Source organism: Hoylesella enoeca JCM 12259 (genome assembly GCF_000613405.1).
Lineage (GTDB): Bacteria > Bacteroidota > Bacteroidia > Bacteroidales > Bacteroidaceae > Prevotella > Prevotella enoeca.
This window is the reverse complement of the sequence record NZ_BAIX01000028.1, coordinates 1-18,233: the sequence shown is the minus strand read 5'-3', so window position 1 is coordinate 18,233 and position 18,233 is coordinate 1. Positions and strand designations below refer to the sequence as shown.

Here is an 18,233-nt window from a genome sequence, read left to right as displayed (position 1 = left end):
GCTGCATATCATAGCATTCCTTCTGTTGCTCTCCATGGTTGTGGCGAGCTATGCTGCTATCATACCCGCACGCCAAAGTGACAGGCGGCTGCCACGCAAGCCCAGTGTGCAGAAGCAGAAACGAGATTCCGTGCAACACAAAGACATCCGGATCGCCAGCCAACCCGTGTCGATGGACGAAGACACAGTGCCTGATTCGCTGTTGCATCCGCGCTGGAAAGTGCAACGAACGATGCCCGTCACACTCTCGGATTTGGATATACGCCCCACAGATTTGCATCGCCCGGATAATCTCAGGCAGTCGGTGGTCTACAACGATACGCTCGATCGGTATATCATTGGTACCAAAATTGGCGGTACTTATGTGTCGGCGCCCGTGATGATGACACCCGATGAATATCTCAAATGGAGCGGACGTCGGGAGTGGTCGGCTTTTTTTCGCTCGAAAAACACAGAGATCTATCAGGCAAAAGGTAAAGAGAAATTCGATTTCTCGAATATGCACTTCGATCTGGGTCCGGCCGAAAAGATCTTCGGTCCGGGTGGAGTGCGCATTAAAACACAAGGAACGGCCGAATTGAAGTTAGGTGCCCGACTGACGAGTATCGATAATCCTTCGTTACCCATCCGTAACCGACGCACAACGGCATTGGATTTTGATGAGAAAATCAATCTGAATGTGAACGGACGCGTTGGCGATCGGGTGAATATGAACTTGAATTATAACACGGATGCCACCTTTGATTTCGACGCGCAGAATCTGAAACTCAAATACGATGGTAAGGAAGACGACATCATCAAGCTCATCGAAGGCGGTAATGTGTCGTTTCCTTCTAATTCATCGCTCATCACCGGCGCCACATCTCTATTCGGAATCCGCACCGACTTGCAGTTTGGCAAATTGAAACTCCAACTGGTTGCCTCGCAGAAGAAAAGCACTTCGAAGAGCATGTCATCACAAGGGGGGGTGCAGCTCACCCCTTTCGAAATCGATGCCGCCAATTATGAGGAAAACCGCCACTTCTTTCTTGCCCAGTATTTTCGTGATCACTACGATGCGGGTATGTCGATGTTGCCTAATGTCACGACTGGAATCCGCGTGAATCGGGTAGAAGTTTGGGTGACGAATAAAACCGGAACAACGGCCAATACGCGTAATATCGTGGCGTTGACGGACTTGGGTGAGAATCAAAAAATATCCAATCCGCTGTGGACTTCATCGGGAAACGTACCGTCGAACAAAGCTAATACGGAATATGCAGCAATGGTAGGGCCCTACGTTGCAGCACGCGACATTGATCAAACGTCGGCTGTTCTTGATGCGATCGGTCATTTTACGGGTGGTAGTGACTATGAGAAGATAGCCAGTGCCAGGCTTCTCAATTCATCGGAATATACGGTGAATTCGGCGTTGGGTTATTTATCGCTGCGGGCCGGATTGCAAACCGATCAGGTGTTGGCCGTAGCTTATGAATACACTTATGGCGGGCAGACTTATCAAGTGGGCGAATTTGCTTCGGATATCACTGATACGCGCCAAGCACTCTTTGTCAAGTCGTTGAAGAATACCGGTAATTCGCCGGCTCAGGGTAACTGGGACTTGATGATGAAAAACGTTTATTATCTTGCATCTACTGTCGAACGCAATCGGTTTAAGCTTGATGTGAAATATCAGAGCGATACAACGGGTGTTTATCTCACTTATCTTCCCGAACCGAGTGTAAAAGATCAGCCGCTGATCAGATTGCTCGGCGCCGACCGTCTGGATCAAAACAACAGGCCAAATGCCAACGGACACTTTGATTTTGTTGAGGGTTACACGGTAAATAATGGTCGGGTGTTCTTCCCCAAGGTTGAACCTTTCGGGCAATATCTATATCACTATCTCGTGAGTCACGGTGTATCGGCCGACAAAGCAGCGCGATACAGCTTCACGGAACTATACGATAGTACGAAGACTGTTGCTAAGCAGATAGCCGAAAAGAATAAATTTGTGCTCTCGGGACACTTCCGCGGCACATCGGCTAACGTCATTTCGCTCGGTGCGACCAATGTTCCTCCCGGGTCGGTCGTGGTTACTGCGGGCGGTGTGAGGCTTACCGAAGGAACAGATTACAGCGTTGATTACAGTGCGGGAGAAGTAACCATTCTCAATCAGAGTATTCTCGATGCGGGAACAGCCGTCAATGTGTCGCTCGAAAGCAATACCGACTATGGTCAACGGCGCAAAACGATGTTCGGAATGAATTGGGAATATAACTTCACAAAAGACTTTCAGCTCAGCGGAACTATTCAACACTTGTCCGAACAGGCATTGACCAACAAGGTAACGATGGGTGCGGAACCGTTAAACAACACGCTTTGGGGCGTCAATCTCAACTGGAAGAAAGAGAGTCAGTGGTTGACCAATATGCTTGATAAGATTCCATTTCTTCACGTTACGAGGCCTTCGAACATCTCGTTTACGGGAGAATTTGCTCAGCTTATTGCCGGACAAAACAGCGGAACACAAGATAATGCTTCTTATTTAGACGACTTTGAGAATACAAAGTCGGTTATTGACGTGAGTACTCCGACATCTTGGACGCTGTCGAGCGTGCCTTCTATGTTTGCCGAACACCGCGATAAAACGTCGCTTCGCAGCGGATTCAACCGCAGTCAGATGGCTTGGTATACCATCGATCCGCTCTTTACGCGTCGCAGCAGTTCGTTAACGCCTGCGCATATCAAGAGCGATCTCGACCAGCTTTCTAATCATTACGTGCGCGAAGTGTATGTACGCGATCTCTTTCCCAATCGTGATGTGAGTGGCTATAATGGTGGTGTGTCTACGATTCCGATATTAAATATTGCCTATTATCCTAACGAACGCGGGCCGTATAACTTCAATCCCGACCTCAATTCCGATGGAACGCTTAACAATCCGACGCAGCATTGGGGTGGAATGATGCGTAAATTGGATACAAATGATTTTGAAACCGCCAACGTGGAGTATATCGAATTCTGGATGCTCGATCCCTTTATCGAGTCTGCCAAACGGCCGAATGCCGGCGAATACGGCGGTGATTTCTACATCAATTTGGGTGAAGTGAGTGAAGATGTGCTGCGAGACGGGAAGAAATTTTATGAAAGCGGGATGCCCGTCGACGGTTCGTCAACTTTCGTTACGACGCAATGGGGTAAGGTGCCTACGCAATCTACAGTGACGTATGCATTCGCAACGAGTGGTGGAAGTCGTGCTTTACAGGACGTAGGATATAACGGACTGAATGACGAAGAGGAACTTTCGTTCGGTCCTTATCAGTCGTTTATCAGCGCTGTGCAGGCAAAAGTGAACTCAACTGTGCTTGATTCGATTCGTCGGGACGTTGCTCACGACGACTATCATTATTTCCGCGGCAGCGATTATGATGCTATGCAGGCTTCTATTCTGCGTAGATATAAATACATCAACAATCCTCAGGCAACTCGCCCGATACAAGTAGCCGCACCGAACGCTATGACACGTCTTATAAAACTACGCCCGACGTAGAGGATATCAACCAAGATTACACGCTCAATGAGTATGAGAAATATTATCAGTATCATCTTTCCATTCGTCCAGCAGACCTTGTCGTGGGGCGCAATCACATCGTAGATAAACGTGAAGTGATGCCTTCGCTGCGCAATGGAAAGAAAGATGAGGTAGAAACTTGGTATCAGTTTCGTATTCCTTTGTCCGAATATGAGCGGCGGGAAGGTGCCATCAGCGATTTCACCAGCATTCGGTTTATGCGTATGTTTTTAACGGGTTTCCGTCATCCGGTGGTTCTTCGCTTTGCCAATCTTGACCTTGTGCGGGGTGAATGGCGTGTGTACGAACAGAATTTGGATAACTCTGTGCCGCAATCCGGTACCTTGACGATGAGCGCTGTCAATGTAGAAGAGAACGGAGATAAGGTTCCTGTCAATTATGTTTTGCCTCCGGGAATCGAGCGTTCACTCGATCCCACGCAGCCGCAGTTGGTGGAAAATAATGAGCAGGCACTGAGTTTGGTGGTTAAAAACTTAGGAGCGGGCGAGGCAAAAGCTGTTTACAAGAATACGGCATTAGATCTTCGGCAATACAGACGATTGCAGATGTTTGTTCACGCGAATGCTATGGAGCAGAATACGACAGATCTTTCAAACGACGAATTGGCCGTGTTCGTCCGTTTGGGAAGCGATTATAAGAACAACTATTACGAATATGAGATACCGCTGAAGCTCACTCCGCCAGGCAAATACAGCATTCGTTCTGCAGCGAGTAGCCGTCAGGTATGGCCCGAGGACAATATGCTTGACATCCCATTGCGGGTTTTTACCAAGTTGAAAAAGGCCCGAAATGTAGCTAAGAATGAAGGTCGTGCATCTTATAATCACGTGTTCAGCGCTTTCGATGACAGTCATCCAGGTAATCAAATGAGCATTATGGGAAACCCGACATTGGGAGAAGTCAAGACAATGATTATCGGTGTGCGCAATAAGTCGTCGCAGGTGAAGTCGGGAGAGGTGTGGGTTAACGAATTGCGACTGCGTGACTATAATAATAAAGGAGGCTGGGCGGCGCAGGGAAATCTCAATATGCAGCTTTCGGATTTTGGTCAGTTGAATGTTCAAGGACGTTATATGACCAACGGATTCGGCGGTTTGGAACAGGGTGTTAACGAGCGATCTACCGACGATTACAAGACTTACAGCGTGACAACAAGCCTTGAATTGGGTAAGTTTTTCCCCGACAAGGCCAAAGTTAGTGCACCGCTTTACTACTCTGTAACAAAAGAAGAGCTGCGCCCGAAATATAATCCGCTTGATAATGATATGGAATTGAAAGAGGCACTTGATGCCATCCGCACCCCAAATGAGCGCGATTCGCTGGAACGTATTGCCGTGACGAAGACCACGAACACCAACTTTGCGCTCTCGAATGTGCGTGTAGGCATACAGACCAAGCGGCATCCGATGCCTTATGATCCTGCTAATTTTTCCCTCTCTTACAGTCACTCGCACCGCTATACAAGCGGAAAGACCACTGTATATGAACGAGAAGACAATTGGAAAGGGGCTCTTTCTTACAGTTGGACACCTGTATATAGGCCCTTGGAACTCTTTCGAGGGATTCGCAACAGATCCAAATGGTTGGATATCGTGCGCCAATTCGGATTCAATTGGTTGCCTCAGAACATCGCGTTCAACAGCGACATTAACCGCAATTACTATGAATTGCAAGAGCGGGATATGGAAAATACCACGGGCACGAAGCTTCCCTTGACGTTCAATTCGCAATTTCAGTGGAATCGTGACTTGTCTTTACGCTGGGATTTAACGCGTAATCTGCATCTCAACTACCACAGTGCGACCCACGCAGAGATAGAACAGCCTTACACGCCAGTAAATAAAGATCTTTATCCTGACCGTTATCAAGCCTGGAAAGACTCTGTCTGGACCAGCATTCTGCACCTGGGTACACCCTTAGATTATGCTCAACGTTTCTCGCTTTCATACCAGTTGCCGCTCAATCTCATTCCGATTTTCGACTGGATAAATGCAGACGCCAATTACAATGCGACTTATAACTGGGTACGCGGCACCAATTTGGATGACGGAACCTCCTTAGGCAATACCATTTCAATAAATCGTGACCTGAATATTAATGGTTCTTTCAGTTTCGAACGACTGTATAATCATATTCCGTTTCTACGCAAAGCCAACGAGAGATTCAGCAGATTAGTGTCTTCCAACAACAGGAAACGAGCGCCGAAAAATCGCAATCGCGATATGCTCGACAGTACTTTGCCGCGCAATCAGCGTAGTTTCGAGCGTGAGATAACGCTTCGGCCTGACACCGCTATCGATGTTTTACACAACAAGCACACGCGGCGTATTACCGTATTGGCCCGCACCGAGGACGGGAAAACGTTCAAACTGAAATTCCGGAAACTGAATGACAACACCCTACATATTATTAATAAGGTAGACTCTGTCATCAAATTGAAGCTCACCGTCACGCCGAAAGAGCCGTTGGAAACCAAGCATTGGTATCGTACGGCACAGACTTTAGCCCGTGTGTTGATGCTCGTACGTGACGTCAGTGGCTATTATCGTAATCAGTTTTCAATGTCGTTACCGGGGTTTATGCCTACAATAGGTGACGCATTCGGTCAAACTCGCGGCACGAGCGCGTTGAGTCCGGGACTGGATTTCGCTTTCGGATTGGTCGACGACTCGTATATCGATCGTGCACGGGCCAACGATTGGTTGCTGATGAACGACTCTGTTGCCACACCGGCCACGTCGAACCGAACGGAAGACTTGCAAATTCGTGCTGTGCTTGAGCCCATTCGTAATCTCAAAATTAACCTTAATGCCAGTAGAATGATATCGCGTGCCCGGCGCATTCAGTATATGTATGCCGGCAGTCCCACCACAGAGAGTGGCACATTTACGATGACCACAATTTCGATCGGCAGCAGTTTCGAGGGTATCGGAAATGCTTCAAGCGGTTATCGGAGTGCTTCTTTCGAGCGTTTCTGCCATTCTTTATCCGATTTCCGCAATCGGGTGGAAGCACAATATACCGATGCCATTTATCCGAAAGGTACTTCATTGGCTGGTCGGAAGTTCGATCCGGTTAACGGGAAAGTGAATACTTATAGTGCGGATGTAATGATTCCGGCTTTTCTTTCTACATATACGGCGATGGGCGGAAAGGTTTTGAGCATCTTCCCGGCCCTTACCCGTATGCTGCCTAACTGGACTTTGCGTTACAGCGGATTATCACAACTGCCGTGGTTCAGCAGCGTTTTCAAAAGCATTAACCTCAATCACGCTTATAAAAGCGTTTATGCTGTTGGTTCATACAGTTCTTACAGTACATTCGTAGAGTATATGAATGGACTCGGTTTCATATCCGATGCCGCCACGGGGGCACCTATTCCCAGTAGCAAATACAACGTTTCGACAGTGAGTATCAATGAAGCATTCGCACCGTTACTCGGAGTCGATATGACATTTCAAAACAACTTCACTGCAAAAATAGAATATCGAACTACCCGAATATTGTCGCTCAGTATGACAAGTGTGCAAATCAACGAGGCCGTCAGCCGCGATTGGGTGTTGGGTATGGGTTATAAAATCAACGACTTACGTTTGTTCGGCTCTCACTTGCCGTTAAACGCACGACGAAAGACCGTTAAACGCACTGCAAAAGACCGTCAATCGCAACCCGAAAAGCCGTTAGTTGGAAACGGGGTCAATCACGAACTCAATCTGCGTTGTGATCTCAGCTATCGCCGGCAGGCATCCATCACCCGCAACATAGCTACAATAACCAGTGTCGCCGGTAGTGGGAATACGGCTTTCAAACTGAGTTTGATGGCCGACTACACACTTTCTCGTCTTCTTACAATGAGTTTTTATTATGATCATCAGACCAATATCCCACTCCTGAGCAGTACGAGTTATCCCACGACAACACACGACTTCGGTCTTAGCGTGAAGTTCTCGCTGACGCGTTAGTGAGTGATTCGGAGTGTTAAAACACCATTAAATTGATTCGTTTCCATATTTCATACTCTTTTAATCGTTATCTTTGCAACTTATAAAAGAATGCAAAGATTTCTTAATTAGCAAAAGATGAGAATGAAAATAGAGCGAGATAATTATACGTTTCTTACTCAAGGGCCTATTCATCGGGTAATCGGCACGATGGCAGTGCCTACCATTATCAGTATGCTTGTCATCAGTTTGTATAACGTGGCAGATACTTTCTTCGTGGGAAAGATCGATACCCAGTCTACGGCTGCTGTGGGAATCGTCTTCTCTGTGATGTTTTTTATTCAGGCTTTCAGTTTCTTTTTCGGTAACGGATCAGGCAATTACATCTCCCGCGAATTAGGAGCGAAGCGTCATCGGAATGCCGAAGTGATGGCCGCCACAGCTTTTTTTTATGCTCTTTTGACAGGAATCGTAATCTTAATTGTGGGTGAAGCGCTGCTGTCTCCGTTGTCGGTGATGCTCGGAAGCACACCAACCATTCTGCCATATACCGAGCGTTACATGGGAATCGTGCTGCTCGGTGCACCGTTTGTCACCGGTTCGCTTACGCTTAATAATCAGATGCGATTCCAGGGAAATGCCAATTATGCAATGCGTGGTATTGTAGCGGGAGCCGTTCTCAATGTAGCACTCGATCCGGTGTTTATCTTTGGTTTCGGAATGGGTGTGAGCGGGGCTGCACTTGCAACCGTAATCGGACAGGCTTCGAGCTTTTTCATTCTGTTGCAGATGACTCGTCGCGGTGGAAGTATTCGCATCCGATGGCGCAATTTCTCGCGTTCGGCCGTCTATATTCGCGAAATCATGGCCGGCGGAACGCCTTCGCTGTCGCGCCAAGGGCTCACTTCGCTGGCCACGGTGATGCTCAATGTGGGCGCAGGAACCTATGGCGACGCAGCCATTGCGGCTATGTCGATTGTCAGCAGATTCACAATGATGGTGATGGCGACAGTCATCGGCTTCGGACAAGGCTTCCAGCCGTTTTGCGGTTTTTGCTATGGTGCACAGCTCTATGCACGTGTCAGAGAGGGATTTTGGTTCAGCGTGCGGTTCAGCACGGCGTTTCTACTGGTGTGTTCGGTGTTGGGATGGATTTTTTCAGACGGCATTATCGATCTCTTTCGGCGTGATCCCGATGTGATTGATATCGGTCGTGATGCCCTGCGTTGGCAACTCTCGACGCTGCCTTTGTGTGGACTAATCATGCTGAGCAACATGCTTCTGCAAACCATTCGTAAACCGTGGCGGGCCAACTTGCTTGCAGCGGCGCGCAGTGGTCTGTTTTTCATTCCTTTCATCATTGTTCTGCCCCGCTTCTTCGGCCTCGCCGGCGTAGAGATGTCGCAGCCGATGAGCGACATTTGTGCCACGATTCTCACATTGCCCATCGTCTTGGAAGTGTTTAGAGAAATGACGGAGGAGGAACGTAAAGGATAAAATGCTTATGCGAGATCATTCATGCAGCATGATCCTTCACTAACTTTACGCGAGTTCCATTTCATCATCTATTGCGCACGTTATTAGATCTCACCTTTCACGGTAATATTTTTTACACGGGTGTAAATTTGAATTTGCTCCCGTGTAAATTTGGATTTACACCCGTATAAATTTGAATCTGCTCAACACGATAGTACTTTTTGCTCAACACGATAGTACTTGTTACACCTGAAGTTGATAATTTTGCGCTGCAATGAACCGTTAATCAGCATGCAAAAAGCCATTAGTTAGCGTGCAGTTAAGCATTAATCGCACGCTGATTAACGGTTTATTGCGTTATAAGAGTTAATGACAGAATTAGTTATTATGTAGGATGAATGATCAAAGATGTGTCGTCTCGTGTCGCATTCAAATACTTTTCGACATCTGCATAGATGCTTTCCACTTGTGGAGAGTTTAAAAATCCCATTCCTCTTTTCAACATTGAGGTGATATCTTCGATGCTATGTTTGTAGGACGATAGCTCGTTGTGAAGCTGGATTGCATGTTTTGCCTGCGTGTAAATCTCGTGTTCGCGTTCTCTGACGAGCCTGTCACACACGCGACCGAGCAGCGGAGCAATGAGTGAATCAAACAAATGGTGACCTTGTATATACAAGTAGGTGGTCTGTGGAGTCACTCCCAGCCGTTTGATATCGTCTTTCACTTGCAGATAAGAGCTTTTGGCCGTAGGATTGAGAGCCTGCAACTGCTTGATCTTTTGCCCCACTCGGTGTCGCAGATGATCGAGAGCCGCCAACGGATTTTGCAGATTGATATGGCCGACGGTGATCGCTCGATTGAAGTCTGTCATCGTGAAGTCGCCGTAGTGTGTGCTTCTGTAATACCAGATGTTCCAAACAAAGAGTGGGAAAATGGCTTCGGAATATTGCCGGAAAAAGTTTTCGAAATCGAAGATTGCATGATCGTTCAGCGTCACTGCTACCGTAATATCGTGCAAGGCAGGTGCAAAACATTGCAGATTTTCGATGGCATAGCCGTAGGTGTGGAATATATAAGGATTGGTGCACACCTCTTTCGATATGGCGGTGGCTCCTTGCAGCAGATAATCATAGTCTGCATCGACGCATGCAATCATGTCTTTGCCCACATTATGTCCTAACAATCGCATGAGCACAGCTTTCTTGCCACGCTCCAGCTGATGCACTTTCGAGGGTAGCATCACCTGAAAATAGCGCGTGGTATCTTCAAAACGACTCAGAATTGTGCGCCAAAAGAAGATGTCGTCATAGCTTTCCACATAGGCAATGATGCGTCGTCGGGCCGCTTTCGAGGTCATACGGTTGCCTGCCTCGAAGTATTTGGACGACAGATTGTCTCTCAACCGTTTCACCATCGCTGCTTCATTCGTTGTCTGTTATATCCGAAACCTCGGTCACGCGATCCATCCAACCGTTCATGATCACGGCCGGCGAATGCGTGGTGAGGATGATTTGGACGTTGGGATTGAGTTGGAGAATGAGGTCGATGAGCTGCTGTTGCCATTCCACATGCAGACTAACTTCGGGCTCATCCATCAGAAGCACGTAGTTTTGACGATCTTCCACGAGCACGGTCAACAGTATGGCGAGCATTTGTTTTTCGCCGCTCGATAACTGATAAGGCACCAGCGTTTCGCCGATTTGCGAAAAGCGAATCTCGTTTTCGGTGCGGATGATCGTTTTGCCCGTGTCTTTGAAGAGCTGGTCTATGATGTCTTGGAATAGCCGTTTGGGCTCAGAGAGCGCCTGGGCACGCTGCGCTGCATCGGAATCGCCGCTTTGTAGCGTCTCGATGATGCGATTGCCCACATTCACCTGATAGTCGAGATACTTGCGCTGAAGTTGAAACAGTTGCCAATCTAACTCGGTGACGAGATCAATGTCGACCTTGGTGATAATATCTGACGACATCAGCGGGCGGTCAAAACTGCGTATGATGTCATACCGAATCCACTTGGCGTCGGCAGGATTCACCGTGAGGTGCACGCCTTTCAGCAAGTGACTGGAAAATTCTCCACCGTCTTTCAAGCTTCGCACCACCTTGTTCAGGATCGTGCTTTTGCCCACTCCGTTGACGCCACTCAGCACATTGACGTGTCTGTCGAGGTTCCACACCACGTGTCGGCGACCACTCCACAGCGAGTCGATCTCTATTCGCTCGATGTAATCTGCATATTTTGCCAATTGATTGTCGATGATTTAAATATGGATAATTCAGTTATTGGTACGGGCAAATATACGAATTAAAATTCAATCAGCCACGATTTTCAGCATAATTTCTCTGTCCGCAGCGCTCACTTGACGCAAAGAGCCTGTGTAACGAAGCGTTAAACATCGTTCAACTAACGGTTAATTGCTGTGTGATTAACGCTTTCTCGCATGCTGATTAACGGTTTGTTGCACGGCAAAATGATCAATGATGTGTGATGAAGGATGCTACGAAATTTGGCGTTAAGTCAATTCGAATCACTATCTTTGCATCGAATTCAAACCGCAAAGACAATTAAACGCAGGAAAAGATGACAAAAATCGCTCAACAACTGACTGATTTGGAAACGAGTTCATTCATGAACGTGACAATCACAACTGCCGAATCACGGCAGGCACGACGCATTGCGCAACTGATTATGCTGGCTATGGACCATGCGTGTTGCCAATATTTTGCCGGCGAGAAACACACGTTGACCGACTTTGAAGACGCAATGACGCGACTCGTTGAGGCCGAAGAGATCAATACAGTTATCGGAATACGCTTGTGGCAATGACCGCCGACGGACAACTCGCGGGTATTTGCGTGACCTATGACGGCAACGAACTGAACCGATTGCGCCAAGCCTTTATTCAAGAGGCACTGCGCAGCTTTGGGAGAGACTTTAGCGGCATGGACGATGAAACGCAGGCGGGCGAACTCTATGTGGACAGTCTCGCTGTGGACAGTCGTTATCGGCGTCGCGGCATAGCCTCGGCCCTGCTTCGGGCTTCCATTGAGCGGGCTCGCAAGTTTAATTTTCCCGCTGTCGGTTTGCTTGTAGACAAAGGTAATCCAGCAGCCGAACATCTTTACACTCGTGTCGGTTTTGAATTTATCAACGACACTTCGTGGGGCGGACATCCCATGAAGCACTTGCAATATACGATCAAGTAACAACCGAAAAGAATAAAAATCGGTTATTCGTCATTGGCTTAACCCCAAACGTTGTTTCATCAGTCATCTCACACGTAATTAGGCCTTGCAGTTCAATGAACCGTTAGTTGCACGGCAATTCATGCTTAGTTAGCGTGCAATTAACGGTTTTTCGCACGCGGATTAACGGTTCATTACAGCGCACAATCTATCAACCCTCAACCGTCACTCATCAATGCAGGACATGTGATGGATGGTCTGATATGCTGTCGGGATTTGTTAACAACTCCTTTTTAATGATAGACAAGTGGGCAAGTATCATGAATTTGTCGTATCTTAGCACAGAAATCGGAAAGGAGGGGAGCCTATTAAGAACGACTTTCCGAGTAAAAGAAAGGAGATCAAGATGCAAAAATGGATGTTGTTAGGAGTTATGGGATTGATGATGACGGCATGTGCCGTGTCGCAACTCACAAATGCTGAGAAAGCAGAAGCGCGCAGAGTGCTGGCGCAGAAAGTGAATGAGGAAATTGAAAAGAGGAATTTTAAAATCGCTGTTGACTATATTTACCCGAAGCGCGGAGTGCGCGCCATCTGAGTTATGGGTATTCGTTGGAAGTGCGCGGCGACAGTCTGATTTCGTATCTGCCATATTTCGGACGAGCTTATCGTGTGCCTTATGGTGGCGGAAAGGGACTGAACTTCACGGCTTTGCTGTCTGATTATCAGGCAATACGGGCAAAAAAGAATCTGACGCGCATTGAATGGCAGGTTCGGAATGAGGAAGACATTTATCAATATCAGGTGGAGGTGTTTGATAACGGTCGTGTGCAGTTGGATGTTTCGCCGCAAAACCGTGAACCGATCAGTTTTTCGGGCGAATTGATTCTTGATAGGAAGCGTTGATAGGAAGATGCGAAAAGATTTTCGACAATCACTTGTGCACCGCGTGTTTTTCGCCGTTGTGGGTATCGTTTTTGTTGGTATTTGCGGCCTTATCGGGTCTGAAATCTTTGCACCAGTCGATTATCCGGTGAGCAAAGATCGGCATATTGCACTGGATTATGATGGTATCGATGTGTCGCATCATCAAGGTGTGATTGATTGGAAACGGGTGGCACACGATCCAAACATACAATTCGTGTATGTGAAAGCCACAGAGGGGAGTTCGCATACAGATACCATGTTTGAGCGGAATATGCGTGGTGCGCGGGCGGCGGGATTGAATGTGGGAGCCTATCACTATCTCACGTCGTCGAGTGCAGTTGTTTCTCAGTTTGTGAATTTCAAATCGCGGGTGATCGCCAAACAACAAATGCTGATTCCGATGGTGGATGTGGAGTGGGATGGTGTGCGTGGTTGGACTCGCCAGCAATTGCAGGATAGTCTGTCGCGTTTTATGAAACTCGTTGAGAAACATTACGGTCGGGCGCCGATTCTGTATAGTTACACGAAGTTTTATAATGAGAATCTTGCCCCAGAATTCAACCGTTATTTTTTGTTTATTGCCCGATACAGTTCCAATTCGCCCATTGTGAACGGCGCAGGAAGGCACCATATTTGGCAACATAGCGATCAAGCGTTGTGGATGGTATCTCCACGCCGGTAGATTTGGATGTTTTCGAAAGTGGCACCACGCTTTCCGATATCCTGCTTCGATGAGTTTTATTCCTCGAAAGAGACTTGGTTATCATGTAATTTATTTTTATGGTTTGCCAACAAGTACTATCGTGTTGGTCAACAAGTACTATCGTGTTGAGCAAAAGGTACTATCGTGTTGAGTGAAAAGTACTATCGTGTTGAGCAGATTCAATTTTATACGGGTGTAAATCCAAATTTACACGGGAGTAAATTCAGATTTACACCCGTGTAAAAAAATATTAGCATATTGAGCAACTAACTGCTCACTGCTGCACAATGATCAATGACCTGTTGTGCAAGACGAATAAAAAATGACTCACTGATGCTGTTCGCGAAGAAGATCATTGACCGTCTTCACGGGATTGAATGTGGACAACGGCACTTCGACGAAGATCGTATTCCAGTCGCTCATCGCGCCGTTCCAAAGTCCGGGAAGCTCTAAGGCTTTCAAGTCGCGGCCGTTTTTGCTTTTCCGACTGATAAATCCTGTCTTCGGATCCACGTAATCGGGCAGATGGAAAGGCTTGCCGTGATGGTCTCTGATGGCGCAAACCAAGTCTACGGGGTTGAAGTGCGTGCCCTCGGTAAACATCTTGACATAAGTGGAATTGTCTTTATCAATCTGGCTGCTTTCAAGGATCTGCGGGCTGACGGTGCCATCTTGATTATAGGTTAAGAACGGACCGCCGCCCGGTTCACCCACATTCTTGACCACGCCGCATACACGCATCGGGCGATTGAGTTTCTTTTGCAAGTAAACGGCTAACTGTTCGTCGTCCCACTCGTGTGCATCTGCTTTGCAACAACATAGCGTTTGCTCCGTGAAATATAGAATCTCTTCGAGTTGTTGGCGCGTATATGAACCGTTTTCAAGCTGGTCGAGATAAGCGAATACCTGCTTCTGACAATCCACCAATAGCCCGGCGATGACCTGTTTGTATCTCACGGTTTCGTCTTTGAGTCGATCCGGCACCACATTGTCGATGTTTTTGATGAAGATTATATCTGCATCGATTTCGTTCAGATTCTCAATCAGCGCACCGTGACCGGCCGGGCGGAAAACGAGTGAACCGTCTTCGTCACGAAACGGTGTGTTGTCGAGGTTGACGGCAATGGTGTCCGTGCTCGGCTTTTGCTCTGAGAAACTGATGTGATAACGCACGCCGAAACGCTTGGAATACATTTCCTCCTTCTCGGCAACCTTTTGTTCAAACAGGGCAAGATGATCGTGACTCACCGTGAAATGCACGTTAGCTTCGCCACCGGATGCTGCATAAAGCGCCGCTTCCACCAAATGCTCTTCCATCGGTGTACGCGGACCATCTTCGTAGTTGTGAAAAAGGAGCAATCCTTTGGGCAGATTGCCGTAATCGAGGCCTTTCGCTTCGAGCAATTCGGCCACAATCTCTTTGTAATTACCCTCTTCCAACAGCGTGCAAACACTCTTCTTGACATTTCGTTTGCATTGACTGCACAGCTCTTTACGGAATGCAAACTCACGGATATGCTCAAAAAACTGTTTCTCGAAATCCGTTGTCGGCACATCGTAATCAGCATGCAGGAAAGCGAATAAGTCTTTGAACATTCGGCTGGCAGCACCCGAAGCCGGCACAAACTTGACGATTCGGTGCGCGCCCGACTTATATCGATTCCACACATTGATGTATTTCTCACAGTCATCGGCATTCGGTGCCACGATGCCATGACCCACAGCGGCAGCCGATTCAAGTTTTAAGAACGGGAAACCGGCTTTGATTTGCTCAATCTGATGCTCCACCTGCGCCGCAGATATACCTCGATCGGCGATTTGTTTTAGATCTTTTTCTGTCAGCATAATATCGTGATTTAGTGTTACAAAAGTACTTAGTTTCCTTAAAAAGACAAAGATTTAGAACGCTTTTTTGTACTTTTGCATGTGTAATTAAGCCTTACTTGGAGGGCGTTTCATTTAAAATACGGATCATGGAAGATAGATTTCAATTCACGACAAACGAGCGTGAAGAGTCCGTCAGGATATGGAAAAAATTGCGCAAGAGCATCGGAAGCACGTTGAAAACAGGTGACGAAAAGGCTGTGTATAAGCATATCGGCTCGGCTATGCGCAACAATCAAATTCAGAGAGATGTCTTCGGACTCAATCCCATCCTACATTCTTTGCAGACGGCAGAGGTGGCTGTTGATGAGATTGGGCTGAAACGCGATGGCGTGTTGGCTATTTTGCTGTATGAAAACGTGGTCAACGGCTTTGCTGGCGAGGCCGAAATCACGGACAAATTCGGTGTAAGTGTGGGCCAAATCATTCATGGTCTGGTCAAAATTCACGGCTTGTACAAGAAGAATCCCATCATAGAAAGCGAGAATTTCCGTAATCTTCTCATCTCGTTTGCAGAAGATATGCGCGTTATTCTCATTATGATTGCAGATCGCGTGGTGCTGATGCGACAGATCCGCGACACCGACAATCACGATGCTCAGCATGAAGTGAGCGAAGAGTCATCGTATCTCTATGCACCGTTGGCGCACAAACTGGGACTCTATAAACTGAAAAGTGAGTTGGAAGATCTTAGTTTGAAATATCTCGAACACGACGCCTACTATCTCATCAAGGACAAACTCAACGCCACAAAACGCTCGCGTGATGCCTATATCGAGCGTTTTATCGGACCTATTCAGGCACGATTGGAAGCGGCGGGATTGCATTTCTACATGAAAGGACGCACCAAAAGTATTCATTCTATATGGCAGAAGATGAAGAAACAGAAGTGCGGTTTCGAGGGCATCTACGATCTTTTCGCTATCCGCATCATCTTGGATTCGCCCTTGGAAAAAGAGAAAATGCAATGCTGGCAGACTTATTCGATCGTCACAGACATGTATCAACCCAATCCGAAACGGCTTCGCGACTGGTTGTCTGTGCCCAAATCAAACGGCTATGAGAGCCTGCATATCACGGTGTTGGGGCCTGACAACAAGTGGGTGGAGGTGCAAATCCGTACCAAGCGAATGGATGAAGTGGCCGAACATGGCCTTGCCGCGCACTGGCGTTACAAAGGAATCAAGAGCGAAGGAAACATCGACGAGTGGCTGGCTAACATTCGGTCGGCCCTCGAAAGCAATGATGATTTGCAACTGATGGACCAATTTAAGATGGATCTTTACGAAGACGAGGTGTATGTTTTCACGCCGAAGGGCGACCTGTTTAAGTTTCCCAAAGGCGCAACCATCCTCGACTTCGCTTATCACATACACTCGGGCGTGGGCAATTGTTGTGTCGGCGGTAAGATCAACGGCAAGAATGTGCCCATTCGTCAGCCGTTGCATTCGGGCGACACCGTGGAAATTCTCACGCAAAACAATCAAAAACCCAATCCCAACTGGTTGCATATCGTCAAGACGGGCAGGGCCAAATCGAAGATTCGTTTGGCGCTGAAAGAGACGCAAACCAAGGATAGTCTCTATGCGAAAGAGTTGCTCGAACGGCGTTTCAAAAACCGGAAGATCGAACTCGAAGAGGCTTTTCTCTATCACACCATCAAAAAAATGGGATTCAAAGAGGTGTCTGATTTCTATCGGCAAGTGGCCGAAGAGAAACTGAATCTCAATGAAATCATCGATACCTATGTTGAAGTGCGCAATCACGAAATGAATGTCAACGCGCCGAAAGCTACGCAAAGTGCCGACACGTTCAGTTTTGAGCATCCCGAAGAAGACTTCACGCACAGCACGGATGACGTGTTGGTGATCGACCGGAATCTCAAAGGCTTGGATTATTCGTTGGCCAAATGCTGTCATCCCATATATGGAGATCAAGTCTTCGGATTCGTGACCGTCAACGGAGGCATTAAGATTCATCGCACCGATTGTCCCAATGCGCCCGAACTGCGGCGGCGTTTCGGTTACCGAATCGTGAAAGCGCGCTGGAGCGGCAAGGGTTCGTCGCAATATAGCATCACGCTCAACGTGATCGGAAACGACGACATCGGCATCGTCAACAACATCACGAGCATCATCGCCAAAGAAGAAAAGACCGTGTTGCGGAGCATCAACATCGATTCGCACGACGGTCTATTCCGCGGCAATTTGGTCGTTCAGCTCGATGATGTGAGCAAGTTGGAAGCGCTGTTGAAGAAACTTCGTATCGTCAAGGGCGTCAAACAGATCAGTCGCATATAGTCTTATTGAAACCAACCGAGCATAAATCCATTCTTCACACTTTTCTTTTAAAACATTTGCACGGTTAAGATTTATTACTTACCTTTGCCGCCAGTTTTGACAATTCCTTTCGCCTCCTTCGCCCCCTAAGTTAGGGGGATGGGGGTCTGAACAAGAGAGGGACTGATCAAAAAAGGATCAAACGAGAAGTATGATTAAACAAGCAAATATAAACAGCCGTAACGCGATGCAAAAGAACTTCG

Annotated in this window: 8 protein-coding genes and 3 pseudogenes; 8 read left to right on the top strand and 3 right to left on the bottom strand. The window is 47.4% G+C overall.

The features are described from left to right. Positions 1–34 precede the first annotated feature (34 nt). The 3 genes and pseudogenes from sov (JCM12259_RS17890) to JCM12259_RS08705 all read left to right on the top strand — a co-directional run. Positions 35–4,800, top strand: a pseudogene (gene sov / locus JCM12259_RS17890) (T9SS outer membrane translocon Sov/SprA); the annotation flags it as partial. 1,011 nt (positions 4,801–5,811) lie between these two features. Further along, positions 5,812–7,536, top strand: a pseudogene (gene sov, locus JCM12259_RS17885) (T9SS outer membrane translocon Sov/SprA); the annotation flags it as partial. A 123-nt stretch (positions 7,537–7,659) separates the two neighbouring features. Then, positions 7,660–9,012, top strand: coding sequence for an MATE family efflux transporter (locus JCM12259_RS08705; protein WP_025066167.1), 1,353 nt, complete (start codon positions 7,660–7,662; stop codon positions 9,010–9,012). Between the two features lie 364 nt (positions 9,013–9,376). Here JCM12259_RS08705 and JCM12259_RS08700 read toward each other — a convergent pair whose 3' ends face one another. Further along, a complete protein-coding gene (locus tag JCM12259_RS08700; protein ID WP_025066166.1) occupies positions 9,377–10,408 on the bottom strand; it encodes a DUF4435 domain-containing protein in 1,032 nt (343 codons plus the stop codon). 7 nt (positions 10,409–10,415) lie between these two features. After that, a complete protein-coding gene (locus JCM12259_RS08695; protein ID WP_025066165.1) occupies positions 10,416–11,237 on the bottom strand; it encodes an AAA family ATPase in 822 nt (273 codons plus the stop codon). Between the two features lie 383 nt (positions 11,238–11,620). Here JCM12259_RS08695 and JCM12259_RS14665 point away from each other — a divergent pair. From JCM12259_RS14665 to JCM12259_RS14655, 4 genes and pseudogenes are all read left to right on the top strand, one after another. Continuing rightward, positions 11,621–12,198: pseudogene (locus tag JCM12259_RS14665) on the top strand (GNAT family N-acetyltransferase). Positions 12,199–12,583: 385 nt separating this feature from the next. Next, the gene (locus JCM12259_RS16200; protein ID WP_081784182.1) at positions 12,584–12,775 is read left to right on the top strand and encodes a hypothetical protein; all 192 of its coding nucleotides are present in this window, start codon (positions 12,584–12,586) and stop codon (positions 12,773–12,775) included. A gap of 20 nt (positions 12,776–12,795) precedes the next feature. Then, the gene (locus tag JCM12259_RS16195) at positions 12,796–13,083 is read left to right on the top strand and encodes a DUF4251 domain-containing protein (RefSeq protein WP_234396586.1); all 288 of its coding nucleotides are present in this window, start codon (positions 12,796–12,798) and stop codon (positions 13,081–13,083) included. Between the two features lie 7 nt (positions 13,084–13,090). After that, positions 13,091–13,786, top strand: coding sequence for a glycoside hydrolase family 25 protein (locus tag JCM12259_RS14655; protein WP_148299604.1), 696 nt, complete (start codon positions 13,091–13,093; stop codon positions 13,784–13,786). Positions 13,787–14,134: 348 nt separating this feature from the next. On the opposite strand, the gene JCM12259_RS08675 is transcribed toward JCM12259_RS14655, so the two are convergent. Continuing rightward, entirely contained in the window at positions 14,135–15,652 is a 1,518-nt protein-coding gene (locus JCM12259_RS08675; protein ID WP_081784180.1) for a DUF4301 family protein, read from the bottom strand. 128 nt (positions 15,653–15,780) lie between these two features. On the opposite strand from JCM12259_RS08675, the gene JCM12259_RS08670 reads away from it, so the two are divergent. Further along, positions 15,781–17,991: a RelA/SpoT family protein gene (locus tag JCM12259_RS08670; RefSeq protein WP_025066163.1), complete on the top strand. Its 2,211-nt coding sequence runs from the start codon at positions 15,781–15,783 to the stop codon at positions 17,989–17,991. Positions 17,992–18,233: the final 242 nt, after the last annotated feature.